This window comes from Tabrizicola sp. (assembly GCF_051645465.1).
Classification (GTDB): domain Bacteria; phylum Pseudomonadota; class Alphaproteobacteria; order Rhodobacterales; family Rhodobacteraceae; genus Tabrizicola.
The window spans coordinates 1-19,131 of record NZ_JBOFBI010000415.1 but is presented as its reverse complement, the minus strand read 5'-3'; the positions used below and the strand labels follow the sequence as shown (position 1 = coordinate 19,131).

General features: G+C 64.6%; 23 protein-coding genes. 20 read left to right on the top strand and 3 right to left on the bottom strand.

Features of this window, described 5'->3' with window-relative positions; genetic code table 11:
• The 20 genes from ACRCSW_RS25255 to ACRCSW_RS25160 form a co-directional block, all read left to right on the top strand.
• A partial coding sequence (locus tag ACRCSW_RS25255) for a DNA-packaging protein (RefSeq protein WP_438708412.1) occupies positions 1-1,301 on the top strand: 1,301 nt, incomplete at its 5' end.
• A gap of 123 nt (positions 1,302-1,424) precedes the next feature.
• Complete coding sequence (locus ACRCSW_RS25250; RefSeq protein ID WP_438708411.1) at positions 1,425-2,603, top strand: phage portal protein; 1,179 nt, start codon at positions 1,425-1,427, stop codon at positions 2,601-2,603.
• On the top strand, positions 2,600-2,845 hold the full coding sequence (locus ACRCSW_RS25245; RefSeq protein WP_438708410.1) for a GTA head formation protein, RCAP_rcc01685 family: 246 nt from the start codon (positions 2,600-2,602) through the stop codon (positions 2,843-2,845). The genes ACRCSW_RS25250 and ACRCSW_RS25245 overlap by 4 nt, the downstream gene beginning before the upstream one ends.
• A 4-nt stretch (positions 2,846-2,849) precedes the next feature.
• Positions 2,850-3,404 (top strand): HK97 family phage prohead protease, encoded by a 555-nt coding sequence (locus tag ACRCSW_RS25240; RefSeq protein WP_438708409.1) that lies wholly within the window; start codon positions 2,850-2,852, stop codon positions 3,402-3,404.
• Positions 3,405-3,514: 110 nt separating this feature from the next.
• Entirely contained in the window at positions 3,515-4,711 is a 1,197-nt protein-coding gene (locus ACRCSW_RS25235; RefSeq protein WP_438708408.1) for a phage major capsid protein, read from the top strand.
• Positions 4,712-4,796: 85 nt separating this feature from the next.
• Positions 4,797-5,396: a head-tail connector protein gene (locus ACRCSW_RS25230; protein ID WP_438708407.1), complete on the top strand. Its 600-nt coding sequence runs from the start codon at positions 4,797-4,799 to the stop codon at positions 5,394-5,396.
• Positions 5,393-5,731, top strand: a complete 339-nt coding sequence (locus ACRCSW_RS25225) for a head-tail adaptor protein (RefSeq protein WP_438708406.1) — start codon at positions 5,393-5,395, stop codon at positions 5,729-5,731. The genes ACRCSW_RS25230 and ACRCSW_RS25225 overlap by 4 nt, the downstream gene beginning before the upstream one ends.
• Positions 5,728-6,123: a DUF3168 domain-containing protein gene (locus ACRCSW_RS25220; protein ID WP_438708405.1), complete on the top strand. Its 396-nt coding sequence runs from the start codon at positions 5,728-5,730 to the stop codon at positions 6,121-6,123. The genes ACRCSW_RS25225 and ACRCSW_RS25220 overlap by 4 nt, the downstream gene beginning before the upstream one ends.
• A gap of 88 nt (positions 6,124-6,211) precedes the next feature.
• Complete coding sequence (locus tag ACRCSW_RS25215) at positions 6,212-6,625, top strand: phage major tail protein, TP901-1 family (RefSeq protein ID WP_438708404.1); 414 nt, start codon at positions 6,212-6,214, stop codon at positions 6,623-6,625.
• A complete protein-coding gene (locus ACRCSW_RS25210; RefSeq protein WP_438708403.1) occupies positions 6,625-6,945 on the top strand; it encodes a gene transfer agent family protein in 321 nt (106 codons plus the stop codon). The genes ACRCSW_RS25215 and ACRCSW_RS25210 overlap by 1 nt, the downstream gene beginning before the upstream one ends.
• On the top strand, positions 6,942-7,181 hold the full coding sequence (locus tag ACRCSW_RS25205; protein ID WP_438708402.1) for a rcc01693 family protein: 240 nt from the start codon (positions 6,942-6,944) through the stop codon (positions 7,179-7,181). Before ACRCSW_RS25210 ends, ACRCSW_RS25205 begins: the two co-directional genes overlap by 4 nt.
• The gene (locus ACRCSW_RS25200; protein WP_438708401.1) at positions 7,138-7,788 is read left to right on the top strand and encodes a phage tail tape measure protein; all 651 of its coding nucleotides are present in this window, start codon (positions 7,138-7,140) and stop codon (positions 7,786-7,788) included. Before ACRCSW_RS25205 ends, ACRCSW_RS25200 begins: the two co-directional genes overlap by 44 nt.
• A gap of 10 nt (positions 7,789-7,798) precedes the next feature.
• Entirely contained in the window at positions 7,799-8,431 is a 633-nt protein-coding gene (locus ACRCSW_RS25195; RefSeq protein ID WP_438708400.1) for a phage distal tail protein, Rcc01695 family, read from the top strand.
• Positions 8,428-9,339, top strand: a complete 912-nt coding sequence (locus ACRCSW_RS25190) for a DUF2163 domain-containing protein (RefSeq protein ID WP_438708399.1) — start codon at positions 8,428-8,430, stop codon at positions 9,337-9,339. The genes ACRCSW_RS25195 and ACRCSW_RS25190 overlap by 4 nt, the downstream gene beginning before the upstream one ends.
• Positions 9,336-9,779 (top strand): peptidase, encoded by a 444-nt coding sequence (locus ACRCSW_RS25185; RefSeq protein WP_438708398.1) that lies wholly within the window; start codon positions 9,336-9,338, stop codon positions 9,777-9,779. Before ACRCSW_RS25190 ends, ACRCSW_RS25185 begins: the two co-directional genes overlap by 4 nt.
• The gene (locus tag ACRCSW_RS25180; protein WP_438708397.1) at positions 9,780-13,673 is read left to right on the top strand and encodes a baseplate multidomain protein megatron; all 3,894 of its coding nucleotides are present in this window, start codon (positions 9,780-9,782) and stop codon (positions 13,671-13,673) included.
• A gap of 191 nt (positions 13,674-13,864) precedes the next feature.
• A complete protein-coding gene (gene cysE / locus ACRCSW_RS25175) occupies positions 13,865-14,671 on the top strand; it encodes a serine O-acetyltransferase (RefSeq protein ID WP_438708396.1) in 807 nt (268 codons plus the stop codon).
• A 10-nt stretch (positions 14,672-14,681) separates the two neighbouring features.
• Positions 14,682-15,329 (top strand): lysophospholipid acyltransferase family protein, encoded by a 648-nt coding sequence (locus ACRCSW_RS25170; protein WP_438708395.1) that lies wholly within the window; start codon positions 14,682-14,684, stop codon positions 15,327-15,329.
• Positions 15,326-16,270 carry a phosphatidate cytidylyltransferase gene (locus ACRCSW_RS25165; protein ID WP_438708394.1) on the top strand — a complete coding sequence of 315 codons (945 nt, stop codon included), beginning with the start codon at positions 15,326-15,328 and terminating at the stop codon, positions 16,268-16,270. Before ACRCSW_RS25170 ends, ACRCSW_RS25165 begins: the two co-directional genes overlap by 4 nt.
• On the top strand, positions 16,267-16,905 hold the full coding sequence (locus ACRCSW_RS25160; protein WP_438708393.1) for a CDP-alcohol phosphatidyltransferase family protein: 639 nt from the start codon (positions 16,267-16,269) through the stop codon (positions 16,903-16,905). Before ACRCSW_RS25165 ends, ACRCSW_RS25160 begins: the two co-directional genes overlap by 4 nt.
• A 30-nt stretch (positions 16,906-16,935) precedes the next feature.
• On the opposite strand, the gene ACRCSW_RS25155 is transcribed toward ACRCSW_RS25160, so the two are convergent.
• The 3 genes from ACRCSW_RS25155 to ACRCSW_RS25145 all read right to left on the bottom strand — a co-directional run.
• Positions 16,936-17,145, bottom strand: a complete 210-nt coding sequence (locus ACRCSW_RS25155; protein ID WP_438708392.1) for a hypothetical protein — start codon at positions 17,143-17,145, stop codon at positions 16,936-16,938.
• A gap of 144 nt (positions 17,146-17,289) precedes the next feature.
• Positions 17,290-18,606: a pyruvate dehydrogenase complex dihydrolipoamide acetyltransferase gene (locus tag ACRCSW_RS25150; RefSeq protein WP_438708391.1), complete on the bottom strand. Its 1,317-nt coding sequence runs from the start codon at positions 18,604-18,606 to the stop codon at positions 17,290-17,292.
• 10 nt (positions 18,607-18,616) lie between these two features.
• A partial coding sequence (locus tag ACRCSW_RS25145) for a transketolase C-terminal domain-containing protein (RefSeq protein WP_438708390.1) occupies positions 18,617-19,131 on the bottom strand: 515 nt, incomplete at its 5' end.

The window sequence follows — 19,131 nt, the reverse complement described above, 5'->3', positions numbered from 1 at the left end:
AGGAGGTTGACGAGTTCCTGTCGGGCTTGAGCCAGAATGCGCTTCTGGCGCTGCCCTGGGTCTTCGAGTTCTGGGCGCTGCCGCATCAGTTGCCCCCAAGGGGCGCCTGGAAGACCTGGGTGATCATGGGCGGGCGTGGCGCGGGCAAGACGCGTGCGGGGTCAGAATGGGTGCGGTCGCAGGTCGAGGGTGCGGGGCCCGGGGATCCGGGCCGGGCGAGGCGGGTGGCGCTGATCGGTGAGACGATCGATCAGGTGCGCGAAGTGATGGTCTTGGGGGAGAGCGGGATCATTGCCTGTTCGCCCCCGGACCGGAAGCCCGAGTGGCAGTCGTCACGCCAGCAGCTCCTCTGGCCGAACGGCGCGGTGGCGCAGGTGTTTTCGGCGCATGAACCCGAAGCGCTGCGGGGGCCGCAGTTCGATGCGGCCTGGGCGGATGAGCTCGGCAAGTGGAAGAAGGGGGCAGAGGCCTGGGATCAGCTGCAGTTTGCGTTGCGGCTGGGGACGAACCCCCAGGCGGTGGTGACGACGACGCCGCGGGGTGTGGGGGTGCTGAAGGCGATCCTGAAGAACCCCTCGTCGGTGATCACCCATGCGCCGACCGAGGCGAACCGGGCCTATCTGGCGGAAAGCTTCCTGGCCGAGGTGCAGGCGCGCTTTGGCGGCACGTCAAAGGGGCGGCAGGAGCTGGAGGGTGTGCTGGTCGAGGACGAGGAAGGTGCGCTCTGGACTTCGGCCATGCTGGAAGCGGCAAGGGTGGATCGGGCGCCGGAGATGAGCAGGGTTGTCGTTGCGGTCGACCCGCCGGTGACGGCGCACAAGTCCAGCGACGAATGCGGGATAGTGGTCGTGGGGGCGGACACGCGGGGCGATCCGCGGACCTGGCGGGCGGTGGTGCTGGAGGATGCTTCGGTCAAGGGAGCCTCACCCGAAGGCTGGGCGCGCGCGGCGCTGGCTGCGATGGAGCGGCATGGGGCGGATCGGCTGGTGGCCGAGGTGAACCAGGGCGGTGATCTGGTGGAGCAGCTGGTACGGATGATCGATCCGCTGGTGCCGTACCGGGGGGTCCATGCGACAAAGTCGAAGATGCTGCGGGCCGAGCCTGTGGCCGCGTTGTACGAGCAGGGGCGTGTGGCGCATGTCAGGGGGCTGGGCGCCCTGGAAGAGCAGATGTGCAGGATGACGGCGGCAGGCTGGCAGGGGTCGGGTTCGCCTGACCGGCTGGATGCGCTCGTCTGGGCGCTGACGGACCTGATGATCACGCCGCAGGCTGTTGCGCGACCCAGCGTACGGTCGGTTTAGGGTTCGGAAGCCTCCGGCGGGGATACTTGCAGACGAAGAATGCCCATGGGGGCGAAAGTTCCGGCCTCTTTTGGGGGCGGGGGCGCTGGGGGCGATTGGCCGGGATTTCTGAAGGAGCGCGAGATGGTGTTCGATTTTCTGCGGAAGGCGCCGGTGCAGGTGGTGCCGGAGCGCAAGGCCAGTGCCGTGGGGCGGGTGATCGCCTGGGGCAATGCGGGCCGCGTGGCCTGGAGCCCGCGGGATGTGGGTTCGCTGACGCGGAGCGGGTTTCAGGGGAACCCGGTCGGTTTCCGGGCGGTCCGGCTGATCGCCGAGGCGGCGGCGGCGCTGCCCTTGGTCTGCCAGAACGACGTGCAGCGGTTCGAGACGCATCCGGTGATGGGCCTGATCGGCCGCCCGAACGGGGCTCAGGGCCGGGCGGAGTTTCTGGAGGCGGTCTACGGGCATCTGCTTCTGGCCGGGAACGCCTATGTCGAGGCGGTACCGGGCGTCTCGGCGATGCCGGGTGAGCTGCATGTGCTGCGGTCGGACCGGATGAACCTGGTGCCGGGGGCGGACGGCTGGCCGGTGGCCTATGACTACACGGTTGGGGGGCGGACGCATCGCTATGATGTCTCCGGGGCCCTGAACCCGATCTGCCATCTGCGGAGTTTCCATCCGCAGGACGATCACTACGGCTTTTCGCCAATGCAGGCGGCGGCGGTGGCGGTGGACGTGCACAACAGCGCTTCGGCCTGGTCGAAGGCTTTGCTGGACAACGCGGCGCGGCCTTCGGGGGCGATTGTCTACAAGGGGGCGGACGGGGGTTCGTCGTTGAGCGCCGACCAGTATGACCGGTTGGTTTCCGAGATGGAGTCGCATCATCAGGGCGCGCGGAATGCCGGGCGGCCGATGCTGCTGGAGGGGGGCCTGGACTGGAAGCCGATGGGGTTCTCGCCTTCGGATATGGAGTTCCAGAAGACCAAGGAAGCGGCGGCGCGCGAGATTGCCATCGCGTTCGGGGTGCCGCCGATGCTGATGGGGATCCCGGGGGATGCGACTTACGCGAACTATCAGGAGGCGAACCGTGCGTTCTATCGGCTGACGGTATTGCCCTTGGCGACCAAGGTGATGGCGGATCTGGCGCATTGGCTTTCGACCTTTGCGGGTGAAGCGGTCGATCTGCGGCCCGACCTGGATCAGGTCCCGGCGTTGGCGGCGGAGCGTGACCAGCAATGGGCGCGGGTGGCCGCGGCGGATTTTCTGACGGTGGCCGAGAAGCGGGTGCTTCTGGGGCTGCCCAAGGTCGCGGAGGACGAATGACCACGCGGCGCAGCGAGGGCGGCTCGCGGTTCGTCTACGAGAGCTTCGATGCCGCTGCCGCCCGGATCGAGGCCAACGAGCGGGTGGCCGAGGAGCGCTGGTCGGGGTTGGAGTACCGGCTGGGGCTGATCGAGGCGACGCTGGAGCGGCTGGAGAAGCGGATCTGGGTGGGGGTGTACGGCGTGGCCGCCTTCCTGCTGGCGCAGATGGCCGAAACGGTAATTCAGGCGGCGATGAGGTGAGGCGATGAGCGACAGTTACGGCGCGCCGGAGCGCAAGTTCCACCGGCCCGATGCGGGGCTGGTGGTGACCGAGGGGCATGTGGTGGCGGGCTATGCCTCGCTGTTCGGCCAGACCGATCAGGGCGGTGACGTGGTGCAGAAGGGGGCCTATGCGGCGAGCCTGAAGCGGTTGGCGGCCAAGGGCGGGCGGGTCAAGATGCTGTGGCAGCATGATCCTGGTCAGCCGATCGGGGTCTGGGACGAGGTGCGCGAGGATGCGACGGGCCTTTGGGTCAAGGGGCGCATTCTGCCGCAGGTCGAGAAGGGCCGCGAGGCAGCGGCGCTTCTGGAGGCCGGGGCGATTGACGGGCTGTCGATCGGCTACCGGACGGTGAAGGCGGAACGCGACGGCAAGGGGCAGCGCCTGTTGTCGGAGCTGGAGCTTTGGGAGGTTTCGCTGGTGACCTTCCCGATGCTTCCCGAGGCGCGGGTTTCGGCCAAGGCGGAGGCTTTGGACGACGATTGGCGCGACATGGCGGCGGTCTTCGAGGACGCGCGCCGCACTCTGGCCGGGCGTTAGTCAGGGTTTCTTGAAAGAGCCCCCCACCCCCAACCCCTCCCCACGAGGGGGAGGGGAGGCGCGGAACCTTCCGCACCAGCTTTGTCCGAAGATCGAAAGGGAAGATGACGATGACCGAGACCAAGGCTCGGGCCGGGGAAGGTTTGCCTTTGGCCCAATCACCGGCGGCGGAGGCGAAAGCCGCCATGACCGGTTTCCTGAAAGAATTCAGCAGCTTTCAGGAAGAAGTTAAATCCACGCTGAAACATCAGGAAGAGCGATTGACCATGCTGAACGCAAAGACGATGGCCTATGGCCGCCCCGCACTTTCGGCCCGTGCGGAGACGGAAGCCCCGCATCAGAAGGCGTTCAACGCCTATCTGCGCTCGGGCGATGATGACGGCCTGCGCGGCCTGACCCTGGAAGGCAAGGCAATGTCGACCGCGGTTGCCGCAGACGGTGGCTATCTGGTCGATCCGCAAACCGCGGACCGGATCCGGTCGATGCTGTTCGCGACCTCGTCGCTGCGGTCGGTGGCCAATCTGGTGCAGGTCGAAGCGACCTCGTTCGACGTGATCGTCGACCGGTCGGAAGTGGGTTCGGGCTGGGCTACCGAAGCGGCGGCCACCACCGAAACGGCGACCCCGGTGATCGAGCGCATCTCGATCAAGCTGCACGAGCTGGCGGCGATGCCGAAAGCCTCGCAGCGCCTTCTGGACGACAGCGCCTTTGACGTCGAAGGCTGGCTGGCCGAGAAGATCGCGACCCGCTTCATCCGTGCCGAGGCCGCGGCCTTCATCAACGGCGATGGCGTGGACAAGCCGAAGGGCATCCTGCTGCCGACCAAGGTTGCGAACGCCTCTTGGACCTGGGGCAACATCGGCTATGTGCCCACGGGTGCTGCGGCTGACTTTGCGACCACGAACCCGGCGGACTGCATCATCAACCTGGTCTATGCGCTGGGCGCGGACTACCGGGCGAACGCGACCTTCGTGATGAACTCGAAGACCGTGGGCGCGGTGCGCAAGATGAAGGACGCGGATGGCCGGTTCCTCTGGTCGGACGGTCTGGCGGCGGGCGAGCCTTCGCGCCTGATGGGCTATCCGGTGCTTGTTTCCGAAGACATGCCGGACATCGCGGCGAACGCCCATGCCATCGCTTTCGGTGATTTCCGTTCGGCCTACACGATTGCCGAGCGTCCGGACCTGCGCATCCTGCGCGATCCGTTCTCGGCCAAGCCCAACGTCCTCTTCTACGCCAACAAGCGCGTGGGGGGCGACATCACCGACTTTGCGGCGATCAAGCTTCTGAAGATCGCGGTGTCGTAAGCCTTCTGGCCCGGCCCCTTACCAGGGCCGGGCCTTTCCGCGCCTGCAATTCCCTTGAGGCCCGGCCGCGGGCGGAGATCTGATCATGATGTTGACCGAAGTGACCCCGGTGCCGTCAGTGGCCTTGCCGGTGGAAGAGATGAAGGACCATCTGCGGATGGGCAGCGGCTTTGCTGACGACGGGCTGCAGGACGGGCTGATCGAGGCCTATCTGCGGGCCGCGATGGCAGCAATCGAAGGGCGGATCGGCAAGATGCTGTACCGCCGGCAGTTCCTGTGGGTGCTGGAGTGCTGGCGCGATGGGGATGAACAGGCGCTTCCGGTTTCGCCTGTGGCCGGGATCGCCAGTGTGACGCTGGTCGATGTGGCTGGTGGCGAGACGGTCGTTCCCGCAGCGGCCTATCGGCTGATCCCGGACCTGCATCGGCCAAGGTTGGCGGGGAAGGGCACGGCCCTGCCGATCATCCCGACCGATGGGCTGGTGAAGGTGGCGTTCGATGCGGGCTTTGGCCCGGCCTGGACCGATCTGCCGGTGGATCTGCGGCAGGCGGTGCTGCTGCTGGCCGGGGAGTACTATGAGCATCGCCACGATGACGGTTCACAGACGGCGGGGCTGCCTTTTGGCGTGGTCACGCTGATCGAGCGCTGGCGGACGGTGCGACTGCTGGGTGGGGGCCGGAAATGAACGCCCCGCATCTGAACCGGACGCTGGTGCTGGAGGGTGCGGTGCGCTCGCCTGACGGCGCGGGGGGGTTCACCGAGGCCTGGACCGCGCTGGGCACGCTTTGGGCCGAAGTTCTGCCGGGATCCGGCAGCGACACCTTGGGGGAAGAGCGGATGCTGTCAGCGGTGCCTTACCGTGTGACAGTGCGCGCGGCGCCCTTTGGCGCTGCTTCCCGACCCAAGGCCGGGCAGCGGTTCCGCGAAGGCGCGAGGTTGTTCCTGATCCAGGCGGTGACCGAGCGTGACCAGTCCGGTCGCTACCTGACCTGCTTTGCCCGTGAGGAGGTGCCGAAATGAGTTACGGTGCAGCGCCCGCCCTGCAGCAGGCGGTTTTCCAACGGCTGACTGGATTTCCAGCCCTGTCCGGTGTCGCGATCCACGATGCGGTGCCGCCGAATGCGACGGGGACCTTCGTGCTGATCGGCCCGGAGGAGGCGCGGGATCAGTCCGACAAGTCGGGCGCGGGGGCCGAGCATCAGATGGTGATCAGCGTGATCACCGATGCGACCGGGTTCCTGTCGATCAAGACCATCGCGGCCGATATCTCGGACGCCCTGATCGGTGCGTCCCTGACGTTGAGCCGGGGGCAGCTGGTGAGCCTCTTCTTCCTTCGCGCCTCGGCCCGCAGGATCGAAGAGGGCGCGACGCGCAGGATCGACCTGACCTTCCGGGCGCGGGTTCAGTTGTAGGGGCGGGAGCCCCCCACCCCCATCCCCTCCCCACGAGGGGGAGGGGAGGCGCTTGGCGCCGACATTCATCTTATGACGGAGAGCGGACATGGCTGTGCAAAGCGGCAAGGACTTGCTGATCAAGATCGACCAGACGGGGGACGGTCAGTTCGTGACCATCGCCGGGCTGCGGGCGACGCGGATCAGCTTCAATACGGAATCGGTGGACGTCACCAGCCTGGAAAGCCAGGGCGGGTGGCGTGAGCTTCTGGCGGGGGCGGGGGTCAAGTCGGCCTCGATCTCGGGCTCTGGCGTCTTCCGCGACGAGAACACGGATGAGCGTGCGCGCCAGGTGTTCTTCAACGGTGAAATCCCTAAATTTCAGGTGGTTATCCCGAGCTTCGGCATCATCGAGGGGCCGTTCCAGATCACCTCGATCGAGTACTCCGGCAGCCACAATGACGAGGCGACCTACGAGATGGCCATGGCCTCGGCGGGCGCCCTGACGTTCACGGCGCTCTGATGGCGAACCCCTGGTCGGGCGAGGTGGCGATCTGGCTGGATGGCCAGCGCCACGTGGCCAAGCTGACGCTGGGCGCGCTGGCAGAGCTGGAAGAGGCGCTGGAGACGGGGTCGCTGATTGATCTGGTCGAGCGGTTCGAGGCGCGGAAGTTTTCCACCCGCGATGTACTTGCCCTGATCGTGGCGGGCCTGCGGGGCGGGGGCTGGCAGGGCTCGGCCGCCGATCTGCGGACGGTCGAGATCGGCGGTGGGCCGGTCGAGGCGGCGCGGGCGGCGGCGGAACTTCTGGCGCGGGCGTTCTCGTTGCCGGGCGAGCCATGAGCGGTGTCGACTGGCGGGGCTTGATGCAGGCGGGCCTCAACGGCCTTGGCCTGGAGCCAGCGGTCTTCTGGCGGCTTACGCCGGTTGAACTCCGGATCATGTTGGGGCGGGAACAGATGGTCCCGCCCCTGACACGCGCGCGGCTGGCGGAACTGGCCGCCGCGTTCCCTGATGTGAAGAAGGATGGGCGCGATGGCGGATATCGGAACGATGCAGGAGCAGCTGCAGGCGCTTGAAGCGCAGCTGGGCTCTTCGGTGTCGATGGTGGCGGCGTTCGATGGCGAGCTTGCCCGGATGCGGGAGACGATGATCTTCACCGGTCGAGAGGTGAACACGCTGTCGAGCGGGATCAGTGGGGGGTTGCGGAAGGCCTTCGACGGGCTGGTCTTCGACGGGATGAAGTTGAACGACGCGCTGAAGACGGTGGCGAACACGATCGTCGATACGATCTACTCGATCGCAATGAAGCCGATCACCGGGGCGATCGGCGGGTTCCTTGCACAGGGCATCTCGTCGGTCATGGGGGCAGGGATGCCGTTTGCCAGTGGCGGGGCGTTTTCGCAAGGCCGGGTGATGCCGTTCGCGAAGGGCGGCATTGTGGCGGCACCCACGACTTTTCCGATGCGGGGCGGGCGCGGCCTGATGGGCGAGGCGGGGCCCGAGGCGATCATGCCTTTGGCGCGGGGTCCGGACGGGAAGCTTGGGGTGCAGGCAGGCGGGGGCCGCAGCGTCAATGTGGTGATGAACATCACGACGCCGGACGTTCAGGGCTTCCAGCGCAGTCAATCGCAAGTGGCGGCCCAGGTAAGCCGCGCGCTTGCCCGCGGTCAACGCAATCGCTGAGGGAAAGATCATGGCCTTTCACGAGATACGCTTCCCGGCAAACCTGAGCTTCGGGTCAGTCGGCGGCCCCGAGCGGCGGACCGAGATCGTCACCCTGGCCAACGGGTTTGAGGAACGCAACACGCCCTGGGCACATTCCCGGCGGCGCTATGACGCGGGCGTTGGCCTGCGGTCGCTGGACGACGTCGAAACGCTGATCGCGTTCTTCGAGGCGCGGGCCGGGCAGCTGCATGGGTTCCGCTGGAAGGATTGGTCGGACTACAAGTCCTGTGCGCCATCGGCGAACCCTGCTCCGGACGATCAGCTTATCGGGACGGGCGATGGGGTGACCACGGTCTTCCAGCTGCAGAAGACCTATTTGTCGGGCCTGCAGAGCTATTCCCGTCCAATCCGGAAACCGGTGGCGGGGACAGTGGTGGTCGCGGTGTCGGACGATCGGAAGATCGAAGGGTTGGAGTTCACAGTCGACGCCGAGAGGGGCGAACTGACGTTCACGCTGCCACCCGATCTTGGGACGCGCGTGACGGCGGGCTTCGAGTTCGACGTGCCGGTCCGCTTCGATACGGATGCGATCCAGACCTCGGTGGCATCTTTTCAGGCAGGCGATGTGCCAACGGTTCCGGTGATGGAGATCCGGCTATGACCAAGGAAGCACTTTTTGCGCACTTGGCCACGGGCTCGACCAGTGTTTGCCGGGCCTGGGCAGTACGGCGTCGCGATGGGGTGGTTCTGGGCTTCACGGACCATGACCGCAACCTGGTAGTGGACGGTGTGCTTTGCCGGGCCGACACCGGGATGACGGCACGCGCGCTGCAACAGACAACGGGGTTGTCGGTCGACAACACCGAAGCGTTTGGGGCGCTCAGCGCGGCGGCCATCACTGAGGCTGACCTCCTTGCGGGACGCTTTGATGGGGCCGAGGTCCGGTCTTACCTGGTCAACTGGCAGGAGCCCGAGAGCTTCATCGAGCAGTTCCGGGGGCATCTTGGCGAGATCACCCGCTCTGGCGGCAGCTTCAAGGCCGAGCTTCGCGGCTTGAGCGACCTTTTGAACCGTCCGCATGGCATGGCCTACACGCCGGGCTGCTCTGCTATCCTGGGAGACAGCCGGTGCAGGTTCGACCTTGCACAGCCGGGCTACTTTGCTGACCGCGCGGTCGAGGCCGTCGCCGATGGGCGGATATTCGAGTTTGCGAGTTTCACCGGGTTCGACGACCGTTGGTTCGAGAACGGCCGCTTCGAAGTCACCAGCGGTGAAGCTGCGGGTCTGGTCGGTGTGGTCAAGATCGATCGGCTGGAAGGGTCTGCCCGCAGGATAGAGCTTTGGCAGTCCATCGGCGCATCGGTGGTTGTCGGCGATACGGTTCGTGTGATGGCGGGATGCGACAAGACTGTCGGGCTTTGCCGGACGAAGTTTGCCAATTTCCTGAACTTCCGGGGCTTTCCGCATATCCCGGGCGAGGACTGGTTGGCATCTTATCCCGTCCCAGATCGCCCCAGTGGCGGTGCAAGGCGCTTTGGCGGGAACATTCTGGGCGGGGCCTTGAGATGACGGTTGCAGAAAAGGTGGTCGCCGAGGCGCGGCAGTGGATCGGTACGCCCTATCTGCATCAGGCCAGCGCCAAGGGACTTGGAACTGACTGCCTGGGCCTGCTTCGCGGAACATGGCGGGCGACCTTTGGCGAGGAGCCAGAGAGGGTACCCACCTATACCGAGGATTGGGCCGAGCCCGCGCATGTAGAGGTCCTGTTTGAGGCAGCCGAACGCTGGCTGGTGCCAAAGCCGATGGGGGATGCGGCGGCTGGCGATGTCCTGCTGTTTCGGATGCGGGAGGGCAGCATTGCCAAGCATCTGGGCCTGCAATCCGAGATCGGAGCTCATCCGCGCTTCATCCACTCCTACACGGGCTTCGGTGTGATCGAGAGCTCGCTTTCTTTGCCTTGGATGCGCCGGATCGCCGCGCGCTTTGCTTTTCCAGAGGGAATCAACTGAATGGCCACACTGCTTCTTTCCGCCGCGGGTGCTGCGATTGGCGCGGGGTTCGGCGGGACCGTGCTGGGGCTTTCCGGCGCGGTGATCGGTCGGGCCATTGGGGCCACTATTGGCAAAGCCATCGACCAGCGCATTCTGGGCTCAGGCTCGGAGCCGGTGGATATCGGTCGGCTTGACCGGCTTCGTCTGACCGGTGCCGGGGAAGGGGGGGCGATCGGCCAGATCTGGGGCCGGATGCGCGTTGCGGGTCAGGTGATCTGGGCGACGGAGTTTACCGAGACGGTGCGTCGCCGCAGGACAGGCAAAGGCGCCCCCAAACCGAAGGTCAACGAATACAGCTACTCGGTGAGCCTGGCGATTGCGCTTTGCGAGGGAGAGATTCTGCGGATCGGTCGCGTCTGGGCGGATGGAAACGAGATATCGGCCCTGGATCTGAACCTTCGGCTTTATTCTGGCAGCGAGACCCAGCTGCCGGATCCGCTGATCGAGGCGATCGAAGGTGCGGGAAAGGCTCCGGCCTATCGCGGCCTGGCGTATCTGGTCATTGAGGACCTGGAGCTAGCGCCTTACGGCAATCGGGTACCGCAGTTCAGCTTTGAAGTGGTGCGCGCCGCTCAGGGACCGGCAGTTGACCCGGCTGAAACCCTTGCCGGTGCGGTGCGGGGTGTAGCGCTGATCCCTGGCACCGGCGAGTACGGACTTGCGACGACGCCGGTGCACTATGCCGAAGCGCCGGGACGCAACCGCACGGCCAATGTCCATTCTCCGTCTGGCAAGACCGATTTCGTGACGAGCTTCGAGCAGCTGACGCAGGAACTGCCGAGTGTCGGTTCGGTGTCGCTGGTCGTTTCCTGGTTTGGCGATGATCTTCGTTGTTCGTCTTGCACGATCCGGCCAAAGGTCGAGCAGAAGCTGAGGGATGGCGTTGGGATGCCTTGGCGTGCGGGCGGGATTGCCCGTGCCGCTGCGCTTGAGGTGTCCAAGGTGGACGGTGCTTCGATCTACGGCGGTACGCCCTCGGACGCTTCGGTCATCGAGGCGATCCGGGCCATCCGTTATGCCGGGAAGGAAGTGATGTTCTATCCCTTCGTCCTGATGGATCAGGCGGTCGGCAATGCGCTTCCCGATCCATGGACAGGTGGGGCGTCCCAGCCTGTGCTGCCCTGGCGTGGTCGCGTAACGCTTTCGCAGGCGCCGGGTCGGCCGGGAACGCCGGACAGAACTGCAGCCGCGGCGACTGAAGTGGGTGCATTCTTTGGCGCTGCGCTGCCAAGCCACTTCGCTGCGAGCGGTGAAGTGATCAGCTATACGGGGCCGACGGATTGGGGATATCGGAGGTTCATCCTGCACTATGCCAGCCTTTGTGCGGTCGCGGGCGGGGTTGACGCCTTCTGCATCGGGTCAGAGATGCGGTCATTGACGCAGATCCGGGGTGTAGCTGACAGCTTCCCGACGGTCGCGGCCTTTCGTCAGCTGGCGGCCGACGTCAGGGCAATCCTTGGGCCGAATGTCAAGATCAGCTATGCCGCAGATTGGTCCGAGTACTTCGGCTACCATGTTGACGGCAATATATATTTTCACCTCGATCCGCTGTGGGCCGACGCGAACATCGACTTCATCGGTATCGACAACTACATGCCCCTGTCAGATTGGCGGGAGGGTGAGCTTCACGCCGACGTTCAGTTCGGTGCGGTGTACAATCCGGAGTATCTTCGCGCCAATATCGCTGGGGGCGAGGGGTTCGATTGGTACTATGACGGTCCGGAAGGGGCGCTGGCTCAGCGCCGCTTGCCGATAAACGACGAAGCCTTTGGCGAGCCATGGGTCTTCCGCTACAAGGACCTGAAATCCTGGTGGTCGAACCTGCACCACGACCGTGTGAATGGGGTTCGCTCGGCGTTGCCGAGCGCTTGGGTTCCGGGCTCGAAACCATTCCGCTTCACAGAGTACGGTTGCCCGGCAATCGACAAAGGTACCAATCAGCCAAACCGTTTCGTCGACGTCAAATCGTCCGAGTCTGGCCTGCCGGCTTGGTCGAATGGCCGCCGCGATGACCTGGTTCAGATGCAGTACCTGTTGGCCATGGCGTCATATTGGACCGAAACCGCCAACAATCCCGTCTCTGCCGTCTATGGCAGTCAGATGGTCGACATGGACCACTCCTGTGCCTGGGCTTGGGACGCGCGGCCGTTCCCCGAGTTTCCGGGGCAAGCCGATGTCTGGAGCGATGGCGCCAACTACTCACGTGGTCATTGGCTGAATGGGCGTGCATCAAATCAGCCGCTTGCAGCGGTTGTGGCGGAGCTATGCGAACGCTCGGGTGTCGATTCCTTGGACGTCGAGTCGCTCTTTGGCCTGGTCCGGGGCTACCAGCAGGGCGATGTGACGACCGCGAGGGCCTCGCTGCAGCCGTTGATGCTTTCCTACGGCTTTGATGTCGTCGAGCGTGAGGGGAAGCTGGTTTTTCGAAATCGCGATGCTCGTGTTCTTGCTGAGATCGGAGATACGGATCTTGCGGTCGCGCCTGACGTTGATGGTTGGATCGAGGCCACCCGGCTTTCCGATGCCGAAACGGCTGGGCAGGTACGTCTTGGCTATATTGATGCGCAGTCAAGCTATGAAGTCCGTTCGGTTGAAACCCGCTTTCCTGATGAGGAAGCGGTCGGCGTTTCGCAGACCGATCTGCCCTTGGCCCTTACCAGAAGCGAGGGTCTGGCCACTGTCGAGCGTTGGCTTGTAGAAGCGCGCGTGGCCCGCGACACCGTGCGGTTCGCGCTTCCGAAGTCCCGCCTTCTGATCGGGGCAGGAGACGTCGTTCAGTACTCCGGCCGCCGGTATCGCGTTGACCGGGTCGAGCAATCGGAAGGCCAACTTCTTGAAGCTGTGCGGGTAGAACCCGGCGCCTATCTGCCTTCGGACAAGGGCGACGAGGTCATTGCCGTCAGGGCGTTCACGCCCCCTACGCCCGTCGTTCCCGTGTTCCTTGACTTGCCGCTGATGACTGGGGACGAGGTCCCCCATGCCCCTCACCTTGCCGTAGCCACAGAACCATGGCCTGGTTCTGTGGCAGTTTGGTCGGCGAGCGAGGATGCGGGCTATGAGTTGAACCGCCTGTTGGCCGCGCCCGCAGTAGTTGGTGTGACAGAGTCACCTCTTCTTGGGCATACGCCTGGGACATGGGACCGCGGCGCGCCGCTGCGTGTGAAGATCTCTGGCGGCGAGCTCGTTTCAGCAAGCCAGTCGTCCGTGCTGAACGGTGCAAATGCGGTGGCCATCGGTGATGGCAGCGGGGCCAACTGGGAAGTCTTTCAGTTTGCCAGCGCCGAACTTGTCGCCCCGGATACATATGAGCTTTCCATCAGGCTCAGGGGCCAGCTTGGAACAGACGGCATCATGCCTGCTGTCTGGCCCATCGGAAGCACGATTGTCCTTTTGGACCTGGCCTTGGTTCAGGTCGATCTGGCCGTCTCTGCCCGAGGGCTGGCGCGGTACTACCGCGTCGGGGCGGCATCGCGCGGCTATGACGATCCAAATGCCACGCTCCGCGTCGAGGCTTTCGATGGCATAGGTCTGCGGCCCTATCCTGTGGCACATCTGCGCTGTGTAGATCAGACCGGAGACCTTCGCTTTGACTGGAAGCGACGAACCCGTATCGATGGCGACAGCTGGCAAGCGCCGGAGGTGCCGCTTGGTGAAGAGAGCGAAGCCTATCAGGTTCGAGTGATCAGGAACGCCGTAGTCGTTGCGGAGTATGGCGTTGGGCAACCCCAGTTTCTCTATAGCTCGGCCATGCGTGCGCAAGATGGGGTGTCTGGCGCGTTTCAGGTAGTGGTGGCTCAGCTGTCGGCCCGGTTTGGTCCGGGGCCGTTTCGGCTGATCGACGTGACGGCCTGAAGACAGTTGGCGGCCCGGAGCAAACCGGGCCAACGAGCCCCAAGGGTTAGCTCAGGTTCTAGGGGAAGCAATGTAGGCTGCGACAGGCGCAACAGGCGATCATTTCAAGAATTGATGAACAACCGCACAGTTTTGCTTGTCGCCACCTGAGCCGGATGTGATATGAGTAAGCCTAAGTCGGAGGCTTCGCGATGTTTGAAACAAAGTTCAAAGTGACCGCAGTCGATCCGGTCTGGCGGCGGGTTTGCGAAGAGGCGGTCGAGGCGATCCGCAACGAACCCCTCCTCGGGGGGCTCATCCACTCGGGGCTCTTGCACCATTCCACCTTGGAGCGGGCGCTCGCCTATCGGTTCTCGCTGAAGCTTGCGTCCGGCGAGATGAGTGAGCAGATCCTTCGCGAGATCGCAGACGAGGCCTACGAAGTCGATCCCGAAATCGGCTCTGCAGCGCGGTCCGACCTGATGGCGGTCTTTGAGCGCGACCCGGCCTGCCACCGCTTTCTTCAGCCGCTTCTTTTCTTCAAGGGCTACCAGGCAGTCCAGGCCTACCGCATCGGCCACTGGCTCTGGCAGGAGGGTCGGATCGACCTTGCCTACTTTGTCCAGATGCGAGTTTCCGAGGTAATCGGAGTCGACATCCACCCTGCAGCCCGCGTCGGCAAGGGCATAATGATCGACCACGCCCATTCCATCGTCATCGGCGAAACGGCGGTCGTTGGTGACAACGTCTCCATGCTCCACTCCGTCACTCTGGGCGGCACGGGAAAGGAAGACGGCGACCGGCATCCCAAGATCGGCGACGGTGTACTGATCGGAGCTGGTGCCAAGGTCTTGGGCAATATCCATGTCGGGCATTGCTCGCGCATCGCCGCGGGGTCGGTGGTGCTGGAAGACGTTCCTCCCAACACCACGGTGGCCGGCGTCCCAGCCCGCGTCGTCGGAAAGGCTGGCTGCGCCCAGCCGGCACTTACAATGGACCAGATCCTCAAGGCGGAATGACCTGCAAGACATGATCTCCGCCCTTCGCGCCTTCGCAGCCCGGGTTGTCGGGCAGGCGATATCGATCTTTGCCCGGTTCATCACCGCGCCCCGTGCCATCTGGCAGGGGATCGAACCGGTGCCGCACCAGCGGGTCTATTTCGCCAACCACAGCTCGAACGGCGATTTCGTCCTGTTGTGGACCGCGCTTCCCGCTCCGCTCCGCCGTCAGACCCGGCCCGTCGCCGCTTTGGATTACTGGCTGAAGTCCCCGATCCGCGCGTTCATAGGCCGAGAGGTCTTCAACGCCGTTCTCATCGATCGTCGCCCCGAGGCTCGGACCGAAGATCCCGTCACGCAGATGGTCGCCGCCCTCGACCAGGCCTCATCCCTCATCATCTTCCCCGAAGGCCAGCGCAACAGCTCGGACGAGCCGCTTTTGCCCTTCAAGTCCGGGCTTTACCACCTTGCCAGGACCCGGCCAGAGGTTGACCTTGTCCCGGTCTGGATTGCCAATCTAAACAGGGTCATGCCCAAGGGCGAAGTCATTCCCGTGCCGCTTATCTGCACCCTTACGTTCGGCGCCCCCCTGCATCTTTCCCCCGACGAGCCGAAAGATGCCTTCCTCGCCCGCGCGTCACAGGCGCTGCTGGCACTCCGCGCGCAGGGACAGGCATGACCAACCCGCATCTCCTTTGGCTCCTCGTCGGCGTCGGCGCGATCCTCATCCTTGCCTCGATCATCGGCGAAATCCTTCGCCAAAGGCTTTCGCCCGCCGGCGACAATCCGGTGATCGAGAACCTGAACGCGCGCATCACCTCCTGGTGGGTGATGGTGATCATGCTGGCCATCGCCTTCATCGCGGGGAAAGCCGGCGTTGTAATCCTCTTCGCGCTCTGCTCCTTCGCCGCACTTCGCGAGTTTCTGACGCTCACCACCCATAACCGCGCCGACCATTTGTCGCTTGTCGCGTGCTTCTTCCTGATCCTGCCGTTGCAATACTACTTCCTGATGATCGACTGGTACGGGATGTATTCGATCTTCGTTCCCGTCTACGCTTTCCTCCTGCTTCCCGTGATCTCGGCCCTCCGCGGCAGCACCAGAGACTTTCTGATCCGTGTCTCCGAAACCCAATGGGCGCTGATGATCTGCGTCTATTGCGCCAGCCACGTGCCGGCGCTCCTCTATCTGCAGATCCCGGGGTTTGAGGGCCGCAACGTGATCCTCATCGCCTATCTCATCTTCGTGGTGCAGCTCTCCGACGTCATGCAATACGTCTGGGGCAAGCTTTTGGGCCGCACCAAGGTTGCACCCAGCCTCTCGCCCTCGAAGACCTGGGAGGGCCTGATCGGCGGCGCCCTTACCGCAACGGCGTTCGGCACCGCACTTTGGTGGATGACGCCCTTCACTATGCTTCAGGCCGCAGCCATCTGCCTCATGATCACGCTGATGGGCTTCTTCGGCGGCCTCGTCATGTCGGCGATCAAGCGGGACCGGGGGGTGAAGGACTGGGGCCATCTGATCGCCGGGCATGGCGGCTTTATCGATCGGCTTGACAGCGTTATCTTTGCGGCCCCGATCTTCTTCCATGTCACCCGCTTCTTCTGGTCCGCCACATGACATCCCCCGAAGCGCCAGAGAACCGTCGCCCCCTGACCTCACGCAGCTCGGCCTGGGCCGGCAGGCTGGCCACCTGGGCCGTCGAGAGGGACCTGACCCCGAACCAGATCTCGCAGGCCTCCATCGGCTTTGCGGCACTCGGCGCCGTGTTCTATGCACTTTCGCCCCTCGGCCCCGGCATCCTGCAATGGCTCTGCCTCATCCTCGCCGCTGCCACAGCCCAGGCCCGCCTCGTCTGCAATCTCATCGACGGGATGGTCGCGATTGAGGGTGGCAAAGGCGCAAAGGACGGCCCCTTCTGGAACGAGGCCCCCGACCGCGCCTCCGATCTCCTCTTCTTTGCGGGCGCGGGCTTCGCTGCCGGTGATCCCGCCCTCGGCATGCTTGCCGCCGCCCTCGCCATCGCCACTGCCTACATCCGCGAACTTGGCCGGGCCGAGGGCTTCCCGCCCGATTTCTCGGGCCCCCTCGCCAAGCCTCAACGCATGGCAGTTCTGACCGTCGGTACCGTCGTCGCGGCCTTCTACGCCAGCGAATGGACGCTCACGCTGACACTCTGGATCATCATCGCGGGCACAGCCGTCACAATTGTCTCGCGCTCGATGCGGCTGATATCTGCCCTGAAGAAGCGCTAGTCGGCGGCTACACCAGGCCCACACGCCCCGCTAAAGCCGCTTGCGGACGAAGCCAGCCGCGAGGTTGATCGCAACAGCGGCCGCAGCAACGATCAGAGGGCCAGAAATGACCTCCCGGGTTCGCAGAGATGCGTCGCCAACCTCGTTCGACACGGAAAGCAATCCCAAACCAGCCCAGAAGACTGCGCCCAGACAGACGATCACACTAAGAAGCGAGATCAGCTCCAAGAGCCCCTTCATCCTTTGTCCTCCAACGATCCAGACGCCGTGAACATCATTTCAAGCAGATAGGCCCTAAGAAAGAAAGGGGAGCCAAAGCCCCCCTTTCATCTTTGTCCAAGTATCCCACGGGGGTGCGGGGGTGTGAAGCCCCCGCTCCGACGCCTAAGCCAGCATCACCATCGGGTTTTCCAGCGCCTCGATGACCGCCTTCAGGAACTCCGCCCCCAAGGCCCCGTCGATCACCCGGTGATCGACCGACAGCGTCATCGACATCACCGTCGCCACCCCAATCGTCCCGTCGCCCATCACCACCGGCTTCTTCAACCCCGCGCCCACCGCCAGGATCGATCCATGTGGCGGGTTGATCACGGCGTCGAAGTTCTCGATCCCCATCATGCCGAGGTTCGAGATCGCAAACGACCCGCCCTGATACTCATGTGGCGCAAGCTTCCTGGTCTTGGCGCGCGCCGCCAGGTCCTTCATCTCCGCCGACAAGGCGGACAGCGACTTCTTGTCGGCATCGCGCAACACGGGCGTGAAAAGCCCGCCCTCCACCGCCACAGCCACCGCTACATCCGACGGCTTCAGCCGCAGCATCCGGTCGCCCGCCCAGACCGCATTCGCGTTCGGCACCGCCTGCAACGCCGCAGCACAAGCCTTGATGATGAAGTCGTTGACGGAAAGCTTCACCCCCCGGGCCTCAAGCTGCTTATTCAACTGCTCCCGGAACGCCATCAGGGCATCCAGCCGCACCTCACGCCGAAGGTAGAAATGCGGGATCGTCTGCTTTGCCTCGGTCAGCCGCGCCGCAATCGTCTTGCGCATGCCGTCCAGTGGCACTTCCTCGTAAGCCCGATCCGCGTACATCTTCAGCACCGTCTCGGTCGCCATGCCGGTCGGCATTCCAACCGCCGCCGGTTTCGCCGGGGCAGGGGCTTCGGTCGCAACGGCCGCCACCGAAGCAACAGCCACCGGCTTCGCCCCCTCAACATCCGCCCGGACGATCCGGCCATGCGGACCCGAACCCTTGACCGAGGTCAGGTCCAGCCCCTTCTCCTTCGCGATCCGCCGCGCCAGGGGCGACGCAAAGACCCGCGCACCACCCGAAGCCGGAGCAACCGGCGCCGTGACAGGAGCCGCCGCCGGGGCAGAGGCCACCGCCGCAACCGTCACTGCCGACGAGCCGCCAGCGGCGGACGAGGAGGCGGACGAGGAGGCGACCGCAGAAGCATCCTCACCCTCATCCAGCAGCACCGCGATGGGCGTGTTGACCTTCACCCCTGCGGTCCCCTCGGCCACCAGGATCTTCCCGACGACCCCCTCATCGACCGCCTCGAACTCCATCGTCGCCTTGTCGGTCTCGATCTCGGCCAGGATCTGGCCCGACTTGACCGCATCCCCCTCCTTGACCAGCCATTTCGCCAGCGTCCCCTCTTCCATCGTCGGGGACAGCGCGGGCATCAGAATCTGAACAGCCATATTCCCCTCCTTACCGGTAGCAGACGGACTTGACCGCCGAGACGATCTCGGCCGGCGTGATCAGCGCGAACTTTTCCAGGTTCGCCGCATAGGGCATCGGCACATCCTTGCCGGTGCAGGTGATGACCGGAGCATCCAGGTAGTCGAACGCCTTCTGCATGATCGTCGAGGCCAGATGGTCCCCGATCGACCCAACCGGGAAGCCCTCTTCCACCGTCACACAGCGGTTGGTCTTCATGACCGAAGCCAGCACCGTGTCATAGTCGATCGGCCGCAGGGTCCGCAGGTTGATCACCTCGGCGCTGATCCCTTCGCCGGCCAGTGCCTCTGCCGCTGCCAGCGCGTGCGACACGCCAATCCCGAAGGACACCACCGTCACGTCCGAACCACTCCGCATGATCGACGCCTTGCCGAACGGCACGGTAAAACCGGGGTCCACCGGCACCTCGAACGACCGCCCGTACAGGATCTCGTTCTCCAGAAACACCACCGGGTTCGGATCGCGGATCGCCGTTTTCATCAGCC